Here is an 18674-nt window from a genome sequence, read left to right as displayed (position 1 = left end):
CGCCCGGCCTGGTCTGGCTGAGCACGGTGTGGATCAGCTCGGCCGTCTCGTCCATCTGCGCGGTGCCCAGCCCTCGGCTGGTCAGCGCCGGGGTGCCGACCCGGATGCCCGAGGTGTACCAGGCGCCGTTCGGGTCCTGCGGCACGGAGTTGCGGTTGGTGACGATGCCCGAGTCGAGCAGCGCCTGCTCGGCCTGCCGGCCGGTCAGCCCGTAGCCGGAGACGTCGATCAGCACCAGGTGGTTGTCGGTGCCGCCGGTGACCAGCTTGCCGCCGCGCCGCAGCAGCCCCTCGGCGAGCGCCTGGGCGTTGTCGACGATCCGCTGGGCGTAGTCGGCGAAGTCGGGGCGGCGGGCCTCGGCGAGGGCGACGGCCTTGGCGGCCATCACGTGCGGCAGCGGGCCCCCGAGCACCATCGGGCAGCCCCGGTCGACCTGGTCGGCCAGCTCGGGCTGGCAGAGCACCATGCCGCCGCGCGGGCCGCGCAGCGACTTGTGCGTGGTGGTGGTGACGATGTGCGCGTGCGGCACCGGGTCGAAGTCGCCGGTGAAGACCTTCCCGGCGACCAGGCCGGCGAAGTGCGCCATGTCGACCATGAAGGTCGCGCCGACGGAGTCGGCGATCTCCCGCATGATCCGGAAGTTGACCTTTCGCGGGTACGCCGAGTAGCCCGCGACCAGGATCAGCGGCTTGAACTCGCGGGCGGCCTCGGCGACCCTGTCGTAGTCCACGAGGCCGGTGACCGGGTCGGTGCCGTAGCTGCGCTGGTCGAACATCTTGCCGGAGATGTTCGGCCGGAACCCGTGGGTCAGGTGGCCGCCGGCGTCCAGCGACATGCCGAGCATCCGCTGGTCGCCCAGCTCGCGGCGCAGCGCGAACCAGTCCGCCTCGGTGAGGTCGTTGACCTGCCGCACCTGGGCCTTCTTCAGCGCGGGCGACTCCACCCGGTCGGCCAGGATCGCCCAGAACGCGACCAGGTTGGCGTCGATCCCGGAGTGCGGCTGCACGTACGCGTGGGCGGCGCCGAACAGTTCCCGGGCGTGCTCGGCGGCGAGCGCCTCGACGGTGTCGACGTTCTGGCAGCCCGCGTAGAAGCGGCGGCCGACGGTGCCCTCGGCGTACTTGTCGCTGAACCAGTTGCCCATGGTCAGCAGGGTCGCGGGGGAGGCGTAGTTCTCGCTGGCGATGAGCTTGAGCGACTCGCGCTGGTCGGCGAGCTCGGCGCCGATGGCGTCGGCCACCCGCGGCTCGACGGCGCGGATCACCTCGAGGGCGCTGCGGAAGGCGGTGGATTCGGCGTTCAGCGACATGCGACCTCCAGTGACGTGCGGAAGGCCCAGGCGCTCGGCATGCGTCCTCATGACGGGACCGCTTCCCGATGGTTCTCCATCCCTACGCGCCAGTCACGGCCCGTGCCGATCCTACCGGGTCGGCCCCGGCGGTTCCCGGCCCACCTCGCCCGAACGGTGGGGCCCTGGCGAGGTGGGCGGCGCCGGCGGCGGGATTAACCGGGCCGGACCGGGGCACAGCACACCCGGGACGGCCACGGTGCGCGCGGGCCGCCCGCCGACGAGGGGAGTGACGAGCAGATGACCACATCGGGCACGGACCGGCCGTTCGCCGTGGTGACCGGCGCGTCCAGCGGCATCGGGTACGAGCTGGCGGTCCAGTTCGTCGAGCACGGGTACGACCTGGTGGTCGCCGCCGAGGACGACGGGATCGACACGGCGGCCCAGCGGCTGCGGCGCGACGGCGGGCCGCGGGTGCACCCGGTCCGGGTCGACCTGACCCGCGCCGAGGGGGTCGAGGAGCTGGCGGCGGCGGTGGCCGGGACCGGCCGGCCGGTCGACGCGCTGGCGCTCAACGCCGGGCGGGGCGCCGGCGGGGAGTTCGTCGGGGGCACCGCGCTCGCGGACGAGCTGGCCGTCGTCGACCTGAACGTGCGCTCGACGGTGCACCTGGCCAAGCTGCTGCTGCCCGGCATGGTGCGGCGCGGCGCCGGACGGGTCCTGTTCACCTCGTCGATCGCCGCCACCATGCCGGGCCCCTTCCAGGCCGTCTACAACGCCTCGAAGTCGTTCGTGCAGTCCTTCGCGGAGGCGCTGCGCAACGAGCTGAAGGAGACCGGGGTGACGGTGACCTCGCTGATGCCGGGGCCGACCGACACGGAGTTCTTCACCCGTGCCGAGATGGAGGACACCCGGGTCGGCTCGGGGCGCAAGGACGACCCGCGCACCGTGGCCGAGCAGGGTTTCGCGGCGATGATGCGCGGCGACCAGACGGTGACCGCGGGCTCGCTGCTCAACAAGGTGCAGACCGCCGCCGGCAAGATCGTCCCGGACAAGCTCAAGGCGGCGCAGCACCGCAGGATGGCCGAGCCGGGCTCCGGCAGCTGATCCCTGCCGGGCCCCGGCGGCGGGTCGTGCAGCCCGCCGCCGGGACGGGGGCCTCGCGGCCGGGCGCGTCGCTGCCTAGGATCAGCGGCATGGCGGGGGAGGACGGCGAGGGCGGCAGCCTGCTCGCCATCAGCGACCTGCACGTCGGTCACCGGGGCAACCGGGAGGTGGTGGAGGGGCTGCGCCCCACCTCGCCGCGGGACTGGCTGCTGGTCGCCGGGGACGTGGGCGACACCGTGGCCGACGTCGAGTGGGCCCTCGGCCTGCTCAGCCGCCGCTTCGCGCGGGTCGTCTGGGCACCGGGCAACCACGAGTTGTGGACCCCGCCGGCCGACCCGGTGGCGCTGCGCGGGGCGGCGCGCTACGCGTACCTGGTCGACGCCTGCCGGCGGCTGGGCGTGCTGACCCCGGAGGACCCGTACCCGGTGTGGCGGGGGGCGGGCGGGCCGGTGCTGGTGGCGCCGCTGTTCCTGCTCTACGACCACAGCTGGCGACCGGACGGCTTCGACACCCCCGAGGCGGCGCTGGCCGAGGCGTACCGGACGGGGATCGTGTGCACCGACGAGTTCCTGCTGCACCCGGACCCGTACCCGAGCCGGTCCGCCTGGTGCGCCGCCCGGGTCGCCGAGACCGCGCGCCGGCTCGCCGAGCGGGAGCCCGGGCTGCCGACGGTGCTGGTCAACCACTGGCCGCTGCTGCGCGAGCCGACCCGGGTGCTGCGCTACCCGATCTTCGCCCAGTGGTGCGGCACCGAGTCCACCGCCGACTGGCACCTGCGCTTCGACGCCGCCGCCGTGGTCTACGGCCACCTGCACATCCCTCGCACCACCTGGCACGACGGGGTGCGGTTCGAGGAGGTCTCGGTGGGCTACCCGCGGGAGTGGCGGCCCCGGGCCGCGCCCCCGGCGCTGCGGCGGATCCTGCCCGCGCCCCCGGGCACGGCGACGGGCCCCGGCGTACCGGGGCCCGTGGCGTCCCGTCCGCTCAGGCCGTCACCGCGTCCAGCGACTTCTTGATCGCCTTCGGGTCGGTCGGCTTGCGCGGCGCGTCCGCGCGCAGCGCGATCATCCGTTCGCCGATCTCCTGGAGCTGCTTACGGCCGAGCGCCTCGCGCACCTTGGGGAACCACTCCTGCTCCTCCTCCTCGACGTGGTGCAGGACGTTCTCGATCAGCACCGTGGTCTTGGCGTTGAAGCGCTCGTCGCCGGCGTCCATGGTGAACAGCTCGGCGCAGAGCACGTCGGCGACGTGGTGTTCCTCGTACGACTCGAGGATGTCGTCCTCGAGGTCGGGCAGGAGCTTGCGGACCTCGGGGTACATCACCTCGTTCTCGAGGTAGGTGTGGACCGTGAGGGCTTCCAGGATCTCGTTCACCAGCTTCTGCCGCCGCGCCGCCGGACCCTCCTCGGCGTCCTGGAAGGCCTTGAACAGGCGGCGCATCTCCTTGTGGTCCTCTTTCAACAGGACGATGGCATCGGTGGACACCGTTGACCTCCTTGCTCGTCTGACACCCCCTCCCGTACCCCCGGTGTGAGCAGCGAAAACGGGTGGGGCCCGGCGGATCACCGCCGGGCCCCACCACTGGTCGTGCCGTGCTGTTACTTGACCACGTTGTACGCGTTGACCATGCCGGCGCCGTAGAAGCCGTTGCGCTGGCCGCCGGAGCAGGTCGCGTCGTAGGCGTTCGGACCGGCCGCGATCAGCGGCACGGGGTTGTAGACGCCGCCGGGGCAGGAGATCGCCTCGGCGGTGGTGCCCAGGAAGGCCGACAGCTGGCCCGAGGTCATGCCCGGGTGCGCCGAGACGGCCAGGGCGGCCACACCGGCGGCGTGCGGGGAGGACATCGAGGTGCCCTGCTTGTAGCCCCAGCCGTTGGTCTTCGTGGTGGTGTTGTAGGTGGTGGACAGGATGCCGTCGGTCAGGGTCGAGCTGCGGCCCTGGGTACGGAAGCGGGTGTCGCCACCCGGCGCCGTCACCTCGACCACGCCCTGGCCGTACGAGGAGTAGTAGCTCTTCTCCCCGGTCGGGCCGACCGCCGAGACCGTCACCACGCCCGGCGCCTCGCCCGGCAGGACGAGGCAGGAGTTGGTGAGGTTCTCGCGCTCCTCGGGGGTCCCGTTGTTCGGGCTGCCCGTGTCGGTGATCTTGTGAGCGAGATCGAAGTTCGAGTTACCCGCGGACGCGACGTGCAGCACGCCCTTGCTCTGCGAGTAACGCAGGGCCCGCTGGACCGCCTTCCACACCGGACGCTGGCGCGCGTCGTTGCGGCAGTTCAGCTCCCACGGGTCGATGTAGTAGCTGTTGTTGGTCACCCGCATGCCCTGCTCGGCGGCCCACATGAACCCGCAGACCGCGGCCTCCGGGAAGATGTAGCCGTCGTCGTTGACGACCTTCACCGCGGCCACCTTGACGCCCGGCGCGACACCGGTCACGCCGACGCCGTTCACGGCGGCGGCGATGGTGCCGGCCACGTGGGTGCCGTGGTCGGAGGTGGTCGGGTTCCAGGCGGACTCGGCGGTGTCGGAGACCCCACCGAGGCAGGAGGTGCTCTTGTTCTTCGCGATCTGGCTGGCCAGGTCGGGGTGGCTGGAGGAGATGCCGCTGTCCAGCACGCCCACCACCACGTCGGCGCGGCCGGCGTTGACGGCGTGGGCCTGCGGGACGTCGATCATCGGCATGTCCCACTGCTGACCGAAGAGGGGCTCCTTGGTCGGGTCGGCGGTCGTGTTGGCCGCCTCGGCCGCGGAGACCTCCAGGGTCTCGCCCTCCTCGAGGGCGGTGCCCAGGCCGGCGGTGGACGCCACCGAGTCGACGCCCGCGCCCGCCACGTCCGTGACGAAGTCGGGGTTGGTCGACCGGACGACGAGCACGCCGATCTGGTCGTAGCTGGCCACCACCGTGCCGTTGGCGGCGGCCACGCGGGCGGCCGCCTTGTCGGTCTTGGCGCCCTGCGGGGCGAGCACCAGGAACGTGGTGTCCGGGCCGGCGGCCGACGCCGCCGGGGCCACCCCGCCGGCGACGGCGAGGCCGACGCCGAGCGTCACGGCGGACGCGGCAGCCAGTGTCTTGCGACGGAGGTTCTTCACACAGACTCCCAGGGGCTGTTTCCAGCCGGGGTACGCCCCCTGGCGGGGAGCGACCGGCGGGAGGCGGGCGGAATGCACGCCTCCGATGGTCCAGCGTAGGAGTGTGATGTGGCGTTACACCCATCCGTTCGGGCAGACCCCAGGTGTCAGACGGTGGCGAGGGTGTGGGGTATCTCGTCGAGCAGTTCCCGGGCGAGGAAGCCGATCCGGCCGAACCGGGGGACCAGCCGCTGACCGCTCACCGCGTGGGCGAACGCCGCCCAGCACGCGGCCTGCGCCGGCTCCGCGCCCCGCGACAACAGCCCGGCCAGCAGGCCGGCGCGGACGTCCCCGCTGCCGGAGGTGCCCAGGCCGGCGTCGCCGCTCTCCTCCCGCCAGCTCCGGCCGTCGGGGGTGGCGATGTGGCCGTAGAGCGAGACCACCGCGTCGTAGCGGCGGGCCAGCTCGGTCGCCTCGGCGTCCAGGTCGTCGCCGGGCTCCCGGCCGAGCAGGTGCCGGGCCTCGGTGAGGTTGGGGGTGAGCACCGCCGGCCGGCCGGACCCGACCAGCAGGTCCGGGGCGTGGCTGAGGGCCCCGAGGGCGTACGCGTCCAGCACCAGCGGCGTCTCGGGGCCGGCCGCGTCGAGCACCAGGCGCAGCAGGCGGCCGGTCTCGTCGATGTCCTTGAGGCCGGGGCCGAGGGCCACCACGTCCGCCTCCGCCACCAGGTCGCCCAGCAGCTCGCCGGGCCGGCCCGCGACCGCGCCCTCGGCGGTCTCCGGCAGGCCCACCACCAGCGCCTCGGGCACCTGGATGCTCAGCGCGGAGGCGGTGGACTCGGCGGCGGCGAGCTGGAGCACGCCGGCCCCGGCCCGCAACGCGGCCACGCCGGCGAGCAGCACCGCACCGGGGGTGAAACGCGAGCCGCCGACCACCAGCACCGTGCCCCGGGCCTCCTTGCCGCCGGTCGGCACGGGCAGCGCCCAGTCCCGCAGCAGCCCGGGGGTGATCACCCGGGTGTCAGACCGGTTCGGCATGGACCTCGTCCTCCCTGGTCGGTCGGGCGCCCTGCTCCCGCAGGTGGCCGACGTCGTTGAACACGTCCGGGGTCAGCCGGCCGTCGGTGCCGGCGGACCAGCCGGTGATCGAGCAGTTGGCGATGACGTGCTCGCGGGTCAGCGCCATCAGCTCCGCCTCGGTGAGCCCCTCCACCAGGTAACGGGTCAGGAAGACCAGGGCGTCGTGGCCGAACAGCAGCACGCGCCGGCCCTCGTGGTCGCGGCGCAGGTCGCCGAGGAGGGCGCGCAGTCGCAGCGCCACGTCGGTCCAGGACTCCCCGCCCGGCGGCCGGTAGTAGAACTTGCCGAGCCGGTCCCGGCGGGCCGCCTCCTCGGGGTGCCGCCGGCGCACCCCCTGCGCGGTCAGCCCGTCCAGGATGCCCAGCTCCCGGTCGCGCAGCCGCTCGTCGCGGCTGAGCGGGACCCCGGTGCCGGCCAGGGCCAGCTCGGCGGTCCGCACCGCCCGCAGGTACGGCGACACCACCGCCACGTCCGGCCGGCGGGCCTCGGGCAGCCCGGCCAGCCACCGCGCGGTGGCCCGGGCCTGCTCCTCCCCGGTCGGGCTCAACGGCACGTCCGCGTCCCGGTGGGTCAGGTCGATCAGCTCGGCGCCGGACGCCTCGGCCGCCGTGGCCGCCACGTTCGCCGTGCTCTCGCCGTGCCGGACGATCCAGAGCGTCGCCAGTTCCGCCATGCGGCAACCCCTACCCGGAGCCCGCCCCGGGTAACCGCGCCCTCCCGGCCCCCGCCGGATCCGGGCCCCGGGGCGTGATCGGGGCCGGGCCGGGTAAGCGCTGGCTCCACCGATCACCGAGACGGGGAGGTGTGCCGTGGCCACGATGGTCAGGGAGCCGGCGAGCCCGGTGAAGGACCAGAACTACGACCTGATCCACGCGTTGCAGATGTCGTTGCAGCACATCTGGCAACTGGAGAACTACATCGCCGACGCCGACGCGCGGGGCGACACGGAACTGGCCACCTGGTTCCGCAAGATGCAGGAGAACAACCGCAAGGCGGGCGAGCAGGGCAAGAAGATGCTCCTGGAGCGCCTCCAGGAGGAGATGAGCTGAGTCCCACCGGCGGTCGGGCGGCCGCCGCGCGTACGACCCCGTCCGGTGACCGGTGCCGGCGCGCGGGGCCGCGACGGGGCGTGCCGGCCGGCCGGCCGGGTTACGGTGTCAGGCGTGGCGACGCCGGCCGAGGAGATCCAGGTGGGGGAGCGGCTGGTGCGCGTCTCCAGCCCCGACAAGCCGTACTTCCCCGAACTCGGGCTGACCAAGCTGGACGTGGTGCGCTACTTCCTCGCCGTCGGCGACGGCATCCTGCGCGCCCTGCGGGACCGGCCGACCATGCTGGAACGGTGGCCGCGCGGCGTCTTCGACGGCGCGCGGATCGGCACCCGGCAGGACAACCGGGGCGACGCCTTCTACCAGAAGCGGCTGCCGGCGGGGGCGCCCGAGTGGGTGCGCACCGCCCACATCACCTTCCCGAGCGGGCGCACGGCCGACGAGGTCGCGCCGAGCGAGCTGGCGGTGGTGGTCTGGGCGGCCAACCTGGGCACGCTGCGGTTCCACCCGTGGCCGGTCTCCGCCGCCGACGTCGAGCGGCCCGACCAGCTGCGGATCGACCTGGACCCGATGCCGGGCGTCGACTTCGACCAGGTGGTGCCGGTGGCCCACGAGGTGCGCGCGTTCCTCGCCGAGCTGGGCCTGACCGGCCACCCGAAGACCACCGGCGGGCGGGGCCTGCACGTCTACCTGTCCATCGAGCCCCGGTGGAGCTTCGGCGACTGCCGCCGGGCGGTGCTGGCGCTGGGCCGGGAGATGCAGCGGCGGCTGCCGGAACTGGTCACCACCACCTGGTGGCGGGAGCAGCGGGACCGGCCGGTCTTCATCGACTACAACCAGATGTCCCGGGACCACACGATGGCATCGGCGTACTCGATCCGCCCCACGCCGCGCGCGCTGGTCTCCGCGCCGCTGGACTGGTCGGAGCTGGACGACGCCCGGCCGGAGGACTTCGCGGTGACCACGATGCCCGCCCGGTTCGCCGAGCGCGGCGACCCGCACGCGGGCCTCGACGACCGGCGGTTCTCCCTGGAGCCGCTGCTGGAGCTGGCCGACCGGGAGGGGCTGGAGGCCCCGCCGGAGCGCTGAGCCGGTCGGTCGCCGCGGGCCCGGCCGGGGCCCGCCGGAAGGGCGGAGCGCCGGCTCACTCCCACGGGCTGCGCTCGCCGTCGAACTCCTCGAAGACCAGCCAGGTGCGGGTGGAGAGCACGCCGGCGATGCCCTGCACCCGGCCCAGCACCACGTCGCGCAGGGTGGCGTTGTCCGGCGCCCGGACCAGGGCGAGCACGTCGTGGTCGCCGCCGAGCAGGGCGGCGTGCTCGATGTAGCGGACCCGCGCCAGCTCCGCCGACACCTCCCGCCAGGTGTTCTGCTCGATCTTCAACGCGATGTACGCCGAGGTGCCCAGCCCCGCCGCCTCGGGGGCGACCCGGGCCCGGAAGCCGGTGATCACCCCGTCGCGCAGCAGCCGCTCGACCCGGGCGTACGCGTTGGTGCGGGAGATGTGGATCCGCTCGGCGAGGGTGCGCACCGACGTGCGGCCGTCGCGGACCAGCTCGTCGAGGATCCGCCGGTCGACGTCGTCCAGCGGTCGCGCCGAACGTCCCGTTCCGGCCGCCGGCTCCGCTGGGCTCCCGGACTCCTGGCTCATCTCGTTGCCCGTCCCATGCCATCCGTCCCGCGTTTGTGCGGGATCTTGAGTCAATCATCCGACAGCAGGAGCATAGGCCCACCACACGTCCAGGAGGTCCCGCCGTGACGACCACACCCGAGGCGGTCCGCAGGGCATCCCCGCGCAGCCGCCGGGCGGCCACCCCGCCCGATCCGGCCAAGCCGCTGCTCCCGGCCGCCGAGCCCGTCCGCCTGCTCGATCCGAGCGGCACACCGCTGCGCGCCCCCGCCGACTACCCCGAGCCGCCCGTCGAGGCGCTCGTCGAGATGTACCGGCGGATGGTCGTCGGCCGCCGCTTCGACGTCCAGGCCACCGCCCTGACCAAGCAGGGCCGGCTGGCGGTCTACCCGTCCTCGCGCGGCCAGGAGGCCTGCCAGGTGGGCGCCGTCCTCGCCCTGCGCGACACGGACTGGGTCTTCCCGACCTACCGGGAGTCGATGGCCCTGGTCTCCCGGGGCATCGACCCGGTCGAGGTGCTGACCCTGCTGCGCGGGGACTGGCACTGCGGATACGACCCCGCCGCCCGGCACACCGCCCCGCAGTGCACCCCGCTGGCGACCCAGTGCGTGCACGCCGCCGGGCTGGCCTACGGCGAGGCGTACCAGGGGCGGGACACCGTCGCGCTGGCGTTCATCGGCGACGGGGCGACCAGCGAGGGCGACTTCCACGAGGGCGTCAACTTCGCCGCCGTGTTCAAGGCCCCCGTCGTGTACTTCGTGCAGAACAACCGGTACGCGATCAGCGTCCCGCTCTCCCGGCAGACCGCCGCCCCGTCGCTGGCGTACAAGGGCGTGGGCTACGGCGTGCCCAGCGAGCAGGTCGACGGCAACGACCCGGTGGCCGTGCTCGCGGTGCTCACCCGCGCCGTGGAGCACGCCCGCGCGGGCAGGGGTCCGTTCCTGGTCGAGGCGCACACCTACCGGATGGAGGCGCACACCAACGCCGACGACGCGAGCCGCTACCGCGACGGCGCCGAGGTCGAGGCGTGGCGGGACCGCGACCCGGTGGCCCGGCTGGAGACGTACCTGCGGGCCCGGGGCGCGCTCGACGACGCCACCGTCGCCGCGGTCGCCGAGGAGGCCGAGGCGTACGCCGCCGACCTGCGCACCCGGATGAACACGCAGCCGACGGTCGACCCGATGAGCCTTTTCGACCACGTCTACGCCGAGCCCACCCCGCAGCTGGTCGAGCAGCGCGAGCAGGTCCGCGCCGAGCTGGCCGCCGCCCAGGACGAGGAGGGTGAGCGCTGATGGCCGCCCTGACCATGGCGAAGGCGCTCAACGCCGCGCTCGCCGACGCGATGCTCGACGACGAGCGGGTGGTCGTCTTCGGCGAGGACGTCGGAGCGCTCGGCGGCGTCTTCCGGATCACCGACGGCCTACAGGCCCGCTTCGGCGACAAGCGCTGCTTCGACACCCCGCTCGCCGAGGCCGGCATCGTCGGCTTCGCCGTCGGCATGGCCATGTCCGGGCTGCGCCCGGTGGTCGAGATGCAGTTCGACGCGTTCGCGTACCCGGCGTTCGAGCAGATCGCCTCGCACGTGGCGAAGCTGCGCAACCGCACCCGAGGCGCGCTCAGCGTGCCGATCGTCATTCGGGTGCCGTACGCCGGCGGCATCGGCGGGGTCGAGCACCACTGCGACTCCAGCGAGGCGTACTACGCGCACACCCCCGGCCTCAAGGTCGTCACGCCGGCGACGGTGGAGGACGCGTACTCGCTGCTGCGCCAGGCGATCGACGACCCCGACCCGGTCGTGTTCATGGAGCCCAAGAAGCTCTACTTCTCCAGCGGCGAGGCGGAGCTTCCCGCCGCCACCGCGCCGATCGGCCGGGCGGTCGTGCGCCGCCCGGGCCGCGACGCCACGCTCGTCGCGTACGGGCCGGCGGTGCCGGTCGCGCTCGAGGCCGCCGAGGCGGCCCGCGAGGAGGGCTGGGACCTGGAGGTCGTGGACGTGCGCAGCATCGTGCCGTTCGACGACGAGACCGTCACGGCCTCGGTCCGGCGCACCGGCCGGTGCGTGGTGATCCAGGAGGCGCAGGGCTTCGCCGGGGTCGGCGCCGAGATCGCCGCCCGGGTGCAGGAGCGCTGCTTCCACGCCCTGCACGCCCCGGTGCTGCGGGTGTCGGGGCTGGACATCCCGTACCCGGCGCCGATGCTGGAGCACACCCACCTGCCGTCGGTGGACCGGGTCCTCGACACGGTGGCCCGCCTCCAGTGGGACGACCAGCCCGACGAGCGCTGGCTGAGCCGGGGGAGCGCCGCGTGACCACCATGGACGGGGCGCAGGTCTTCCTCCTGCCCGACCTGGGCGAGGGGCTGAGCGAGGCCGAGATCGTCGAGTGGCGCGTCGCCGTGGGCGACGTGGTCACCGTGGACCAGAGCGTCGTCGAGGTGGAGACCGCCAAGGCCGTCGTCGACGTGCCCTGCCCGTACGCCGGTCGGGTCGTGGCGCTGCACGGCGCGGCGGGTGAGACCCGCCCGGTGGGCCAGCCGCTGATCACCATCGCGCCGCTGGACGGCGACGGCGGGGCCGGCGACGAGCCCGCCGGGCACGCCACCTACCGCGAGGAGGAGCGGGCCGGCTCCGGCAACGTCCTCATCGGGTACGGCACCGGCCACGGCGCCCCGGGGCGGCGGCGACCGCGGCCGGCGCGGGCGACCGGCCGCACGGCGCGGCGGTGCCCCTCGTCATCTCGCCGATCGTGCGCCGGCTGGCCCGCGAACACGGCCTCGACCTGGCCACCCTGCGCGGCACCGGCCCGGGCGGGGTGGTGCGTCGGGCGGACGTGGAGGCCGCCGTCGCCGGGGCGGGGACGCCGGCCGCCCGGCTCGCCGCGGTGCCGGACGAGCCCGTCCCGTCGGCCGTCCCCGGCACCGAGGACCTCATCGTTCCGCTGACCGGCATCCGCAAGGCGATCGCCGACAAGCTCTCCCGCAGCCGGCGGGAGATCCCCGAGGTGACCATCTGGGTGGACGTGGACGCCACCGGGCTGCTGGAGACCCGCGCGGCGATCAACGCGGCGACCCCGGACGCGCCGGTGAGCATCCTGGCCCTGCTGGCCCGGATCTGCCTGTCCGGGCTGCGCCGGTACCCGCAGCTCAACGCGCGGGTCGACACCGAGGGCCAGCGGATCGTCCAGTCCGCCGGGGTGCACCTGGGCATCGCCGCCCAGACCGACCGGGGGCTGGTCGTGCCGGTGCTGCGCGACGCGCAGCGGCTCACCACCGCCGAGCTGGCCGCCGAGCTGACCGCGACCACCACGGCCGCCCGGGCCGGCATGCTGCCCCCGGCCCGGCTGACCGGCGGCACGTTCACGCTCAACAACTACGGCGTCTTCGGCGTCGACGGCTCCACCCCGATCATCAACCACCCGGAGGCGGCGCTGCTCGGGGTGGGCCGGATCGTGGACAAGCCCTGGGTGGTGGACGGGCAGCTCGCGGTGCGGAAGGTGACGCAGCTCAGCCTGACCTTCGACCACCGGGTCTGCGACGGCGGGGTGGCCGGCGGTTTCCTGCGGCACGTCGCCGACTGCGTCGAGCGGCCGGCGGTGCTGATCGCCAACGTCTGACCCCGGCCGCGACGGCCCCGGCACCGCCCTGCGGCGGCGCCGGGGCCGTCGCCGTCGCGGCCCGCGTTTTCCCCGGAGAGGGCCGGGAATGCGGGCCGGGAAGTCTCGCCGAGGGGAGGACGCGGTGGCGTACCCGAACATGCCCTCTGCCGGCGGCGTGCGCCGCCACGCGGTGGCCGGCGCCCCGCTGCTCTGCGACGCCCGGGAACACGGCCTGGTCGGCGACGGGGCGGCCAACGACCAGCCGGCGCTCGCCGCGCTGGTGGACCGGCTCGGCGACGCGTACGCCGCCGACGGTCGGGCCCGGATCATCTACTGCCCGCCCGGGGTCTACTCGATGCGGGACTCGGGCACCGTGTGGCGTTCCGGGGTGTCGCTCGTCGGCGCCGGCCCGGGGGCGACCCGCTTCGTGCTCAGCAACGCCGGCAACCGGGCCGACCCGGCGCCGCTGGCCTTCTACACCACGATCGAGCACGGCGCCGACCGGGACCGGCACCTGGCGGACTGCACCTTCGCCGACTTCGAGATCGACGGCTCCGAGGTGGCGTCCGCCGACTACAACCCGCTGGCCAAGGGCCTCGGCCTGCAGTACGTCGTCCGCGGCGTCTTCCGCAACCTGTACATCCACCACACCGCCGCCACCGGCCTGGGCTGCGACTTCCTCCAGGACTGCCTGATCGACGGGGTGCTGGTCACCGGGTGCGGGCGGCAGGACAACGGCACCGAGATGGGCGGCGCGGGCATCGGCGTCGGCATCGGCGGCTGGGGCAGCGTCGAGCGGTTCAACATCGTCAACTGCAGCGCGGTCGCCAACGCCACCAACGGCATCTTCCTGGAGTTGCAGGAGGCGGACCACCTGCGCCCACGGGGAGTACGGATCATCGGCTGCCACGCCCAGGGCAACCGCTTCGGCATCTCCGACTGGGGCGCGAACGGCCTGATCGTCTCGGCGTGCACCATGACCGGCAACCTGGAGGCGGGCTTCCACGTCTCGGCGAAGGGCACCACGCACACCGCCGGCCGGGGCGGCATCCTCACCGACTGCGTCATCGACGGCAACCTGCGCGACGGGGTCAGCATCGGCAACACCCCCGGCCCGTACACGATCCGCGGCAACCGGATCAGCGGCAACGGCCGGTACGGCTACCACCAGCGCAACCTCGGCGGGTCCGAGGAGCACGTCGCCGAGGAGATCGTCATCGAGAGCAACGACTTCTACGGCAACAGCGCCGACGCCATCCGCATCGACCGCCCGGTGCGCGACGCCATCCTGGTCGCCAACCGGATCCGCAACAACGGGCGGCGGTGGGCGCCGGCGACGAGCGAACACGGCGACTCGGTGCGGTACACCGAGAAGTCGGTGGTGAACCGGCGGGCGAAGTGGCCGAACGACGGCCACCGGGGCAAGGTGGTGCGGGTCGGTGAGCGGATCGCCGTGGTGGCGGCCAACGACGACACCGAGCTCACTCTCGCGCCGATCCGGCCGGACTCCCCGAGCGGGTGGAGCGGGGCCACTCCGGCGCCGGGCACCCCGTACGAGCTGCCCGCCGGGCCGCCGGTGCGGGCCGGCATCGCGATCAACGCGGCCGTCGAGTCGGCCACCATCCGGGGGAACCGGATCTGGGACAACCGCGAGCCGAGCACCCAGAACCACGGCCTGTGGATCACCGAGCGGGGCAGCTGCGTGGACTGCCGGGTGGAGGACAACGACCTCGCCGGCAACGCGGACTCCGCCATCCGGATGGACACCCCGCCCGTCGGCGGCCGGTGGGAACGCAACCACGGCGACGACGCCTGGACGTGAGCGTGCGGCGTCGGGGTGCCGCCTGGTCGTGGACGTGCGGCGTCGGGGTGACGCCTCAAGGTGCGCGTGCGGCGTCGGCGGCGACGCGCGTCGTGCCGCGCACCGCCTCGTCGCCGCCGAACCGCCCGGGGCGGGGCACCGGGGACGCGCCGGGAGGCCGGGGGCCGGCGGCGGCGCGTCGGACGATCCCGGACGGATCCGGAAGTCGGAGCGGGCTGCCCCATTCCGCGCAGGGCGGTAAATGCCTCCCATAATTGCTTTCCCCATTCCGCCGAAATTGCGCGCCCGTCCGGCGCGGCGTGGAGAGAATGTGGCTGAGGGACACCAATTAACGGGGGGACGCATCATGGAGTTGAGGCGGCGACTGACGGTGCTGGCCGTGACCATCGCGGCAGCGCCGTTGGCCCTCGGCGGGTGCACCGCCGACCGCAAACCGGGTGCCGGGCCGGCCGAGGGGCGGGCGGCGGCCGCACCGGAGCTGACCGTGACGCCCGCCGACCGCGCCCGCGAGGTGCCGATCAGCGCCGAGGTGGGGACCGCGGTCAGGAACGGGAAGGTCACCGCCGTCCGGATCACCGACGACACGGGCGCGCAGGTCGAGGCGGAGCCCCGGGAGGACGGTTCGGGCTGGGTGCCGAAGGCGCCCCTGAAGCCGCGGCGCACCTACACCGCGGAGGTGACGGCCACGGGGGACTCGGGGAGGACGACCACCCGCAAGACCACCTTCACCACGATGCCGAAACCGACGAAGCCAGAAATCACCAGCACGTTGTACTTTGCCGGTAATCGGACGTACGGCACCGCCATGCCGGTGACCGTGGCGTTCGACCCGCCCATTCCGAAAGAGGCCAGGGGCGACGTGCAGCGCCGTTTGTTCGTGAAGACGGATCCGCCGCAGCCGGGTGCCTGGTCGTGGGTGTCCGACGGCAGTCAGGCCTATTACCGGGCCCCCGACTTCTGGCGCCCGGGGACCAGCATCAGCGTCCGGGCCGGGCTGGAGGGCCTGCCGATCGGCAAGGACCGGGTCGGTGACTCCGACCGCACCGCCACCTCCAAGATCGGTCGGCAGGTGGCCCTGGAGATCGACAACGCGACCAAGCGGATGTCGGTGCTGCGGGACGGCAAGGTGGTCCGCAAGATCCCGGTCAGCATGGGCAAGCCGAGCACGCCGACCTCCAGCGGCAAGATGGTGATCATGGAGAAGCACGAGTTCACGACGTTCGACACCCGGGGTTCGGCCGACCCCTACGTGGTCGACGTCGAGGACGCCCAGCGGCTCACCTGGGGCGGCGAGTTCATCCACGCCGCGCCCTGGTCGGTGGGGGACCAGGGCAGCACCAACGTCTCGCACGGCTGCACCAACGTGTCCAACGAGGCCGCGGACTGGCTGATGGGCGTCACGCAGGTCGGCGACCTGGTCACCATCAAGGGCACCGAGGTCGAGTTGACCGAGGGCAACGGCTGGACGGCCTGGAACGTCAGCTGGGACGAGTTCGTCAAGGGCAGCGCGCTGCCCGTGCCGGCCGGCCTGCGGCCGACCCCGTCGGCCGCGCCGCACCCGGGTGCGGTGGCCGGGGGCTCGCCGGTGCCGGCGCCGTCCGTGCGCGGTGGCTGATCCGACGGTACGCACACCCGGGGACCGGTCCGCCGCCCACGCGGGCCGGTCCCCGGCGCGTCGGGCGTCGCGGCTCAGCCCAACGGCACCCGGGCCACTCCGGGCCCGGTGAGGCTGCCCAGCCACAGGTGGTCGCCGTGCTGGCGGACGCCGGTGATCATGTCGTAGGTCCCGCGCGGACCGTGCAGGGTGCGCAGCACCCGTCCCTCGCCGTCGACCAGGGCCACCAGGCCGTAGCGCAGCGGTTTCGGCTGCACCGCCGCCGGCAGCACCGCCACCAGTTGCCGCAGCCGGGGGTGGGGCAGCAGCCGCTCCACCGCCGGCACCCGGGGGCTCGGCAAGGCGATCCAGTACGTCCCGTCGCCCACCGGGGTGAGGTTGTCCGGGTACGCCGGCAGGTCGGCCAGCACGGTGACCGCGCCGTCGGCCAGCGCGACCCGCACCAGCCGGTGGGTGGCGGTCTCGACCAGCATCAGCGCCGACTCGTCCGGGGTGAGCGCGAGCCCGTTGGGGAAGTGGAACCCGGCGCGGACGACGTCGGTGCGCCCGCTGCGCGGGTCGTACGCCAACACCCGCCCGTTGGGCCGGTGTTCCAGCAGGTCCCGCTTCCAGTGCGAGAGCGGGAAGCGGTCGGAGGAGTCGGTGAAGTAGACGGTGCCGTCGCGGGCGACGGTGGCGTTGTCGGCCAGGTGCGCCCTCGCCCCGAGCCCGCCCAGCTCGCGTACCACCCCGTCGCCGGTCACCCGCAGCAACCCCCGGTACGCGTCGCAGACCACGAGGCTGCCGTCGCGGGGGTCGACCTCCACGCCCAGCGGCCGGCCCCCGGTGTCGGCGAGCGGCCGGGGCCAAGTGCCGGGTGGCGCGTCCACCGGCCACCACCAGAGCCGGCCGTCCGCCGCGCCGCTGACCACCCGCCTGGACGGGTCGACCACCACGTCCTCCGGGCCGGACACCCCGTCGGGCAGGGGCAGCAGCTCGACCGAGTCGAGCCGCCGGTCGGCGGGCGCCCACGGCCCGTCGAGCGGCGGCGGGACCGTGGCGGGCTCGCGCACGGGGCGGATCAGCCGGGGCGCGCGGGGGCGGGAGGCGACCATCGGCTCATTCTCGCCGCCGAGGTCGCCGCCCGCAGGCCCCGCGTCGCGTCATCCCTGAGGGGGATCCGGGAGGCCCCGGGTATGACCCTGGACGTACCCCGATCCGGTCCCTCAGCAGGGCGGAAATGTCGGTGGTGGGGGATAGGTTCGTCGGTATGGAACAGCGCGACGACCGGCTCCACGTGGAGATCACCGTGGCCGACCACGAGGTGGAGGTGCGGGCGACCGGCGAGGTCGACATCGCCACCGTCGCCACGTTCCGCTCCGCGCTCTGGGCCGCTCCGGCCCGGCCCGTGCTCCGGCTCGATCTCTCCGGCGTCCGCCTGCTCTCCGCCGCCGGGGTGCGGGCGCTGGTCGCCGCGCACCTGCGCGTGCGCGCCCGAGGCGGGGAGCTGGTGCTGCTCCGCCCCGACCCGGTGGTCGAGCGGGTGCTGCGGGCCACCGGCCTGCACCGGGTCATCCCGATCGTGGGCCCGTGCGCCGACCGGGAGCTGGTGCCCTGCTGACCCTCCCGGCGCCCGAGACCCAGGGCGGCGCGGCGTGCGGGCCGGTGCCGACGGCGTCGTCCGCCATCCGCACCGGCCCGTGGCCGAGTGGTTCGCCCGTCCGCTGGGCGCCTGGCCCGTGCGCGGAGCGGTTCACCGTCCGCCGGGCGGTTCGTTCCTGCGCGGAGCGGTTCGCCCGTGCGTCGAGCGGTTGACCGCCGCTCGGCGGCTCACCGCCCGCTCAGGGGGCTCGCCGTCCGCTCAGCGGACGCCGAGCAGGTCGACGACGAAGACCAGGGTCTCGCCCGGCTTGATGACGCCACCGGCGCCCCGGTCGCCGTAGCCCAGGTGCGGCGGGATGGTCAGGCGGCGCCGACCGCCGACCCGCATGCCCACGACGCCCCGGTCCCAGCCGGAGATGACCTGCCCGCCGCCGAGCGGGAAGTCGAACGCCTCGCCCCGGTTCCACGACGAGTCGAACTCGCGGCCGGTGGAGTGGGCGACCCCCACGTAGTGCACGCTGGCCAGCTGCCCCGGCTGGGCCTCCGGCCCCTCGCCGACGGTGATGTCCTCGATGACGAGGTCGGCGGGCGGCGCGCCCTCGATCGGACCCACCTCGGGCTTGCCCGAGCGGGCGCCTGCTGCCTGGTTCATTCGGGAGTCTCCTGCCGTTTCGGTCCTGATGTCCGTCACCCGAGATCCTGCCCGATGGCGTCCGGCCGATGCGTGGCGGTCCCGGAGACCCGCGGCGCGGCCGGTCGGGCGAGGCGCCGGCCGGGCCTCCCACCTGCCCGGACACGTCGGGCGGGCGGGAGACGCGACCGGCGGGGGCGTGCCGCGGTGAGGTGGG

General features: G+C 74.2%; 17 protein-coding genes, 1 pseudogene and 1 riboswitch. Of the genes and pseudogenes, 10 read left to right on the top strand and 8 right to left on the bottom strand.

Translation table 11 applies throughout. The annotated features are described in order from the left end of the window. A partial coding sequence (locus ACSNN9_RS22755) for a glycine hydroxymethyltransferase (RefSeq protein WP_436675288.1) occupies positions 1–1309 on the bottom strand: 1309 nt, incomplete at its 3' end. Between the two features lie 17 nt (positions 1310–1326). Next, a riboswitch (ZMP/ZTP riboswitch) is annotated at positions 1327–1416 on the bottom strand. A gap of 172 nt (positions 1417–1588) precedes the next feature. Between ACSNN9_RS22755 and ACSNN9_RS22750 the strand changes: the two genes are divergently transcribed. Beyond that, positions 1589–2395 carry an SDR family NAD(P)-dependent oxidoreductase gene (locus tag ACSNN9_RS22750; RefSeq protein WP_436675287.1) on the top strand — a complete coding sequence of 269 codons (807 nt, stop codon included), beginning with the start codon at positions 1589–1591 and terminating at the stop codon, positions 2393–2395. 89 nt (positions 2396–2484) lie between these two features. Further along, complete coding sequence (locus ACSNN9_RS22745) at positions 2485–3411, top strand: metallophosphoesterase family protein (protein ID WP_436675286.1); 927 nt, start codon at positions 2485–2487, stop codon at positions 3409–3411. Here ACSNN9_RS22745 and ACSNN9_RS22740 read toward each other — a convergent pair. The 4 genes from ACSNN9_RS22740 to ACSNN9_RS22725 all read right to left on the bottom strand — a co-directional run bounded on the left by ACSNN9_RS22740 (position 3380) and on the right by ACSNN9_RS22725 (position 7212). Further along, entirely contained in the window at positions 3380–3880 is a 501-nt protein-coding gene (locus ACSNN9_RS22740) for a hemerythrin domain-containing protein (protein WP_132234652.1), read from the bottom strand. The two genes, ACSNN9_RS22745 and ACSNN9_RS22740, sit on opposite strands and share 32 nt — an antisense overlap. A gap of 113 nt (positions 3881–3993) precedes the next feature. Further along, the gene (locus ACSNN9_RS22735; protein ID WP_436675285.1) at positions 3994–5481 is read right to left on the bottom strand and encodes a S8 family peptidase; all 1488 of its coding nucleotides are present in this window, start codon (positions 5479–5481) and stop codon (positions 3994–3996) included. 146 nt (positions 5482–5627) lie between these two features. Next, a complete protein-coding gene (locus ACSNN9_RS22730; RefSeq protein WP_436675284.1) occupies positions 5628–6497 on the bottom strand; it encodes an NAD(P)H-hydrate dehydratase in 870 nt (289 codons plus the stop codon). Further along, positions 6481–7212, bottom strand: a complete 732-nt coding sequence (locus ACSNN9_RS22725; protein WP_436675283.1) for a histidine phosphatase family protein — start codon at positions 7210–7212, stop codon at positions 6481–6483. Before ACSNN9_RS22725 ends, ACSNN9_RS22730 begins: the two co-directional genes overlap by 17 nt. A 145-nt stretch (positions 7213–7357) precedes the next feature. Here ACSNN9_RS22725 and ACSNN9_RS22720 point away from each other — a divergent pair, with 145 nt between their 5' ends. Both ACSNN9_RS22720 and ACSNN9_RS22715 read left to right on the top strand, forming a co-directional pair. After that, a complete protein-coding gene (locus ACSNN9_RS22720) occupies positions 7358–7588 on the top strand; it encodes a hypothetical protein (RefSeq protein WP_436675290.1) in 231 nt (76 codons plus the stop codon). A 114-nt stretch (positions 7589–7702) separates the two neighbouring features. Next, positions 7703–8674 carry a DNA polymerase domain-containing protein gene (locus ACSNN9_RS22715; RefSeq protein WP_436675282.1) on the top strand — a complete coding sequence of 324 codons (972 nt, stop codon included), beginning with the start codon at positions 7703–7705 and terminating at the stop codon, positions 8672–8674. Positions 8675–8729: 55 nt separating this feature from the next. Here the strand turns inward: ACSNN9_RS22715 and ACSNN9_RS22710 are convergent, their stop codons facing one another. Next, positions 8730–9236: an Lrp/AsnC family transcriptional regulator gene (locus ACSNN9_RS22710; protein ID WP_436675281.1), complete on the bottom strand. Its 507-nt coding sequence runs from the start codon at positions 9234–9236 to the stop codon at positions 8730–8732. 104 nt (positions 9237–9340) lie between these two features. Here ACSNN9_RS22710 and pdhA point away from each other — a divergent pair, with 104 nt between their 5' ends. From pdhA to ACSNN9_RS22685, 5 genes and pseudogenes are all read left to right on the top strand, one after another. Next, positions 9341–10507 (top strand): pyruvate dehydrogenase (acetyl-transferring) E1 component subunit alpha, encoded by a 1167-nt coding sequence (gene pdhA / locus ACSNN9_RS22705; RefSeq protein ID WP_436675280.1) that lies wholly within the window; start codon positions 9341–9343, stop codon positions 10505–10507. Beyond that, a complete protein-coding gene (locus ACSNN9_RS22700; RefSeq protein ID WP_436675279.1) occupies positions 10507–11523 on the top strand; it encodes an alpha-ketoacid dehydrogenase subunit beta in 1017 nt (338 codons plus the stop codon). The genes pdhA and ACSNN9_RS22700 overlap by 1 nt, the downstream gene beginning before the upstream one ends. Before the next feature lie 5 nt (positions 11524–11528). After that, a pseudogene (locus ACSNN9_RS22695) lies at positions 11529–12826 on the top strand (dihydrolipoamide acetyltransferase family protein). A gap of 139 nt (positions 12827–12965) precedes the next feature. After that, entirely contained in the window at positions 12966–14630 is a 1665-nt protein-coding gene (locus tag ACSNN9_RS22690) for a right-handed parallel beta-helix repeat-containing protein (protein WP_436675289.1), read from the top strand. Positions 14631–14976: 346 nt separating this feature from the next. Beyond that, positions 14977–16245 (top strand): Ig-like domain-containing protein, encoded by a 1269-nt coding sequence (locus ACSNN9_RS22685; protein ID WP_436675278.1) that lies wholly within the window; start codon positions 14977–14979, stop codon positions 16243–16245. 74 nt (positions 16246–16319) lie between these two features. Here ACSNN9_RS22685 and ACSNN9_RS22680 read toward each other — a convergent pair whose 3' ends face one another. Beyond that, positions 16320–17339: an SMP-30/gluconolactonase/LRE family protein gene (locus ACSNN9_RS22680; protein ID WP_436675277.1), complete on the bottom strand. Its 1020-nt coding sequence runs from the start codon at positions 17337–17339 to the stop codon at positions 16320–16322. 155 nt (positions 17340–17494) lie between these two features. Between ACSNN9_RS22680 and ACSNN9_RS22675 the strand changes: the two genes are divergently transcribed. Further along, positions 17495–17845, top strand: a complete 351-nt coding sequence (locus ACSNN9_RS22675; protein WP_436675276.1) for an STAS domain-containing protein — start codon at positions 17495–17497, stop codon at positions 17843–17845. 240 nt (positions 17846–18085) lie between these two features. Here ACSNN9_RS22675 and ACSNN9_RS22670 read toward each other — a convergent pair whose 3' ends face one another. Continuing rightward, positions 18086–18478 (bottom strand): FKBP-type peptidyl-prolyl cis-trans isomerase, encoded by a 393-nt coding sequence (locus ACSNN9_RS22670; protein ID WP_357883033.1) that lies wholly within the window; start codon positions 18476–18478, stop codon positions 18086–18088. Positions 18479–18674 lie beyond the last annotated feature (196 nt).

It is taken from the genome of Micromonospora sp. URMC 107 (assembly GCF_051386315.1).
Classification (GTDB): Bacteria; Actinomycetota; Actinomycetes; order Mycobacteriales; family Micromonosporaceae; genus Micromonospora.
Note: the sequence above shows the minus strand (reverse complement) of the source record. Positions and strands in the feature narration are given on the sequence as shown.